Source organism: Chamaesiphon sp. OTE_20_metabat_361 (genome assembly GCF_031364565.1).
Genome location: NZ_JANLWO010000513.1, coordinates 1 through 4,525, shown reverse-complemented (window position 1 = coordinate 4,525; position 4,525 = coordinate 1). Strand labels below are relative to the sequence as shown.

Below are 4,525 nucleotides of genomic sequence, written 5' to 3'. Positions count from 1 at the left end.
TGGCAAAATCTATGGAAATTTCTTTACTGGAGCGAGAAACGTGGATTTTGCCTTGAGTCGTGTAACAATTTGGATTAAACACGTAGCGATCTCCTTAAAAAATAATTTTGTTAGCTCTCAACCTTTTGGAAGGTTTTCCATCTTTTTTCAAAATTAATGGGATTGAAGAGCGAGTTAGATCGTCAACTGCGCTAGCGATCTAAAATCATTGCTGAGACTTGACTGGGGGTGAGTAACTTTGCTAAAATCGGGCATCTGGCGAATAGTTATTTCCGCCCCTGCCATTTAGGTAATTACTTTGGGACGAGGGATGACCAAAAACTAGTGCAGATCTCAATTATTTATTGCTGTCTTGCTTTAGACTACAATTGACGCATAAGACAACTATTACAAAAAATCTAGCCTCTGTCTTGCACATTTCCCCGAAAAAGTAGCAAATTATTGCGAAAACCCCTAAAGTCCCAATTTTGACAACTATTTTGTATCTGACTGATACATTTTTGGGGTTCTATTTGTATGCTTGCGAAAAACATTGGTAAAGTGGCTCTGACTCTTAAACCAAACTTGTTCTGAGACTTCAGCAATAGATAATTCTTGCGTGCGTAGTAGTTGTTTTGCTCGTTCGATCCGGTGGTAGATCACATACTGATATGCCGTCATTCCCGTAGACTGCTTAAACAAATTAGTAAAGTAGAACGGACTCATCCCTACTACCTTGGCAATATCCTTGAGCGACAAATTTTCGGTCAGATGCTCGTTAATGTACGAGATCGCCTGTTGCAACTTACTCTTGGGCAAACCATTGGGTTCTGGGAGCGGCTGATTTTTGACAGCATACTGGCGAATCAGGTGAATTGACAGAGCGGCGATGAGATGCTCGACATAGAGACGACAGCACAATTCACCCGCTCGCAGTTCGGAAATTAGCTCTAGGCAAAATTGGTAAATTAGCGGATCGGGTATGGCAAAGCAGGGCAGGATTTCGATCGACTCCGTACCGATCGATTCATAGGCAATTTGCTTCATCACTTTTGGATCTAAACACAGTAAAAAAAATTCCCATTCTCGATCCCAGCTCTGCTTATTTTGGGTATTGGCTGGAAAGATTGTAATATCTCCTTTGTTAAACTGTTGATGCAGCTTACGATCGCCCGACCAATGCCCGATCGGGATTTGGTGGCTATTATTGACAATAATTGAATGGTAAGTACTAGAGAAATAAGGAGTTTCCCAAGTAGACTGGTGATGATGTTCGAGAAAAGTCCCCGCCCAGTCTAGTTTTTGACTTGAAAATAAAGGTTTTCTGGGTAATAACTGTGAAAAATCGGCATCGCGACCGCCTTGGTGGCGCGCTTCTCGATCGCCGAAAATGGGGCTAGGTGGTTCGATTTTCGATAGCATTTATAATTTTAAGCTTGAGAGATTGATAATAATTCGTTGGCGTAGCCTCTCAGAATGAGAATCGTTACTCTACCCCGTGAGTTAGAGTCACAGGGCGGTTTTATCCAAGCAACTAAAAAACAGCATCAACCCGTTGAGCATACAAGCTCAGAGCTTGTGGGATCCAAATGCCAGCATGGGCGCACCAATGCAACCGTCCAAGTGCGGATGCCCAGCTCGGTGCGGGTTCCTAGGGCGATGGCAGCAGCTCTCAGCCGAGATGTCGGCGGGCGTTTGAGTCAGTTTCTAATTCAATTTATGTAGCTAATAATTCGGTAGGCGCAGCCAATCCGCCATCGATACCACTAAAGTAAGGTTTATTCGAGCGATCGCATTTTAAAATCTGTTCTTGCAAGTTCAACTACTCACCTCTTGAATTTCGGTGCTTGGTTTTAACCAGAAATCGGCCACAATTCATGTCTGATGCGTGTAGTTTGCTTTGCCAGAATTATATTATTTGTAATTTATCCTTACAACATAGCACAGGTAATCTGTCATCTGTCAACTGTAACATGACGTAACAAAATAGATCGATCGGTGAAACCCTCTACCTTCTCAACACAGTTAACCTCTGACTTGCGCCAGAGGTTAAATGGATACTTTCTAAGATAGCGATCGCAAGTGATACAAAATCTTTGTTTGTACAACCTACGAACCCTGCCCTCACCCAAGATTGGGAGAGGGGATCCAGAGCCAGCGGCGATGGCGGGGTGAGGGCTGCGTGAGTTTTCGAGCGTAAAAGAAGGGTTTGTGAAGCGGATTTGGAATGACGACTTACTTGAGGTCGATCGTGGCTTGAATTTGTAAGTTAGTAAATTTAGCAGCCATTGGACTAGATTTTGGCGTTAAAGCTACATGAACTTCGACAACTCGATCGTCAATATTACTACTTGGATCGCTATTAATCGTATTTTGACGCTTGACTTGGATGCCAACTCGCTCGATCGTGCCTTGCAATTCACCAGGTAAAGAATTACTAGTAATTGTTACTTTCTGTCCGATGCGAACTTTATTAACATCATTTTGGTAGATTTCTACCACGCCATACATTTGACTGGTTTGACCGAGATCGGCAATCCCGTTAGTACCAACTACTTCCCCAGGACGCGCAAAAACTTCCAAGATCTGACCATCTTGAGGTGACTTAATATAAGCTTGAGTGAGATTTTCTTCGGCACGTTTTAGCGAGGCGATCGCACTTTTGACCTCTGCTTCGGCAGACATGACATCTACCGGACGGATCTCGGCAATTTTATCGAGGGTAAATTGACTTTCTTTGACTTGTTGCTGCGTCGATGTCTCAAGCTTGCGCAAATTAGCTCGTGCTTCATTGATTTGCTGTTGTCCCGATGTTTCAATCCGGCGTAAATTGGCTTGAGCTTCAGCTAGTTGTTGCTTCCCAGTAGATTCAATCCGTTTTAAATTTGCTTGCGCCTGATTGACTTTCTGCTGTGCGGTTTGGAGCGTTAACCGCTTACTATCGCCGTTAGAAGCAGAAACCGCACCCTGTTCGTAGAGGGCGGCATAACGTGTATCCTCAGCTTGAGCGTTAACCAGTCCGGCTTGGGCTTCAGCAATGGCTCCGATTTGGGCTTCAGTTTGAGTAGCTGTTTCGGCTACTACTTTCGCAAGTGTCGCTCTTTGAGCTTCGGCTTGAGTAGCTGTTTCGGTTACTACTTTAGCAAGTGTCGCTCTTTGGGCTTCTATACCCGTTCCCTGTTCGGCTTGCAGTTTAGCGATGGTAGCTTTCTGAGCATTAATTTCGCCCTGCGTGGCTCCGGCTTTGACTTTTACCAGACTTGCTCGGGCAACGTCAACTTTGGCTTTAGCTTCATTTACTGCCGCTTGTAAGCGTCCTTGACTATCCAAAATTGCAATTAATTGCCCCGCTCGAACTGTCGCTCCCTCTTCTACTAATAGCTTATCGATTTTGACACCTTCGTTTGATGTGGGTGCAGACAGCTTGACGACTTCCCCTTTGGGTGCAAGTTTACCTAATGCTGTGACGGTTATTGGTACCGATTTAGTTGCGGCGGCGGCGAGCGATTGCGCTTTTTCAGCTTGTTGTGCTGCTTGCTGTTGTTGGATATAAATCCCGCTGCCACCGATGACCATCAGGACGATAGTTCCTAACATTAATGGTGTTTGTTTGCCAATATTGCCAACATTCAGTTTGGTTTGTCTTTCTAATTTTTGCAACATAGTAGTGAATAGTGAATAGTGGATAGTGAATCGATCGCAAATTTTCAATGATTAATTATTAACTATTAATTATTAATTAAATGTCCATCTTCCATGTAGATAATGCGATCGGCAACATCTAAGATGCGGTTATCGTGTGTCACCATCAAGATGGTGCAGCCCTGTTCTTTTGCCAGCTTTTGCATCAGTTCCACCACGTCGCGCCCCGATTTCTTGTCTAGTGCGGCGGTGGGTTCATCGGCTAACACGATTTGAGGACGGCTGACTAGGGCACGCGCGATCGCTACGCGCTGTTTTTGACCGCCCGAAAGACCTGCTGGATAGGATTGAGTCCGTTCTCCCAAACCCACCACTTCTAGCATGTGTACCGCTAAATCGCGCCGCTCCGAACGTGAATAAGTGCCGTGGACTTCTAGCCCCATCATCACGTTCTCTTGAGCCGTCAGGCTGGTATGGAGATTGTGTGCCTGAAAGATATAGCCACAAGAGCGACGGGCTTCTACGGCAACTGCTTTGGCCGCACCGACCAGTTCTGTCTCCAACATCCGCAAACTGCCAGATTGAGGCGATCGCAAGCCACCCATCAGCGATAATAACGTCGTTTTACCCGAACCAGAGGGGCCAGTCAAGATGATGATTTCTCCAGCGTTAATGGCAAGATTGATGTCAAAAAGCACCTGTTTTTTCAGTTCGCCTTCACCAAAAAAGTGGTCTAAGCGATCGACTTGAATAACTGAAGATGGAATGACTGTAGCATCGCGGGCAATTATCGAAACTGAATTCATATTGACTCCTAAAAATTATCGGCTGGATCGGCAGATTGCAGCCTGCGAGTTGTAACTGCACCCGACACCACACACATCACCACAGTTAATGAAAAGAC

The 4,525-nt window shown here is 45.0% G+C and carries 4 protein-coding genes; 1 reads left to right on the top strand and 3 read right to left on the bottom strand.

The window, feature by feature from the left end; genetic code table 11:
- Nucleotides 1-474 precede the first annotated feature (474 nt).
- Complete coding sequence (locus RMO35_RS14920) at nucleotides 475-1,401, bottom strand: AraC family transcriptional regulator (protein ID WP_309742120.1); 927 nt, start codon at nucleotides 1,399-1,401, stop codon at nucleotides 475-477.
- 156 nt (nucleotides 1,402-1,557) lie between these two features.
- Here RMO35_RS14920 and RMO35_RS14915 point away from each other — a divergent pair, with 156 nt between their 5' ends.
- A complete protein-coding gene (locus tag RMO35_RS14915; RefSeq protein WP_309742119.1) occupies nucleotides 1,558-1,704 on the top strand; it encodes a hypothetical protein in 147 nt (48 codons plus the stop codon).
- A 510-nt stretch (nucleotides 1,705-2,214) separates the two neighbouring features.
- Here the strand turns inward: RMO35_RS14915 and RMO35_RS14910 are convergent.
- Complete coding sequence (locus tag RMO35_RS14910) at nucleotides 2,215-3,642, bottom strand: HlyD family efflux transporter periplasmic adaptor subunit (RefSeq protein WP_309742118.1); 1,428 nt, start codon at nucleotides 3,640-3,642, stop codon at nucleotides 2,215-2,217.
- A gap of 65 nt (nucleotides 3,643-3,707) precedes the next feature.
- Nucleotides 3,708-4,427 carry a DevA family ABC transporter ATP-binding protein gene (locus tag RMO35_RS14905; RefSeq protein ID WP_309742117.1) on the bottom strand — a complete coding sequence of 240 codons (720 nt, stop codon included), beginning with the start codon at nucleotides 4,425-4,427 and terminating at the stop codon, nucleotides 3,708-3,710.
- Between the last annotated feature and the right edge of the window lie 98 nt (nucleotides 4,428-4,525).

Excerpts from the sequence above, each read along its gene's own strand:
- RMO35_RS14920 (WP_309742120.1), bottom strand. The coding sequence starts at position 1,401 with ATGCTATCGAAAATCGAACCACCTAGCCCCATTTTCGGCGATCGAGAA.
- RMO35_RS14910 (WP_309742118.1), bottom strand. The coding sequence starts at position 3,642 with ATGTTGCAAAAATTAGAAAGACAAACCAAACTGAATGTTGGCAATATT.
- RMO35_RS14905 (WP_309742117.1), bottom strand. The coding sequence starts at position 4,427 with ATGAATTCAGTTTCGATAATTGCCCGCGATGCTACAGTCATTCCATCT.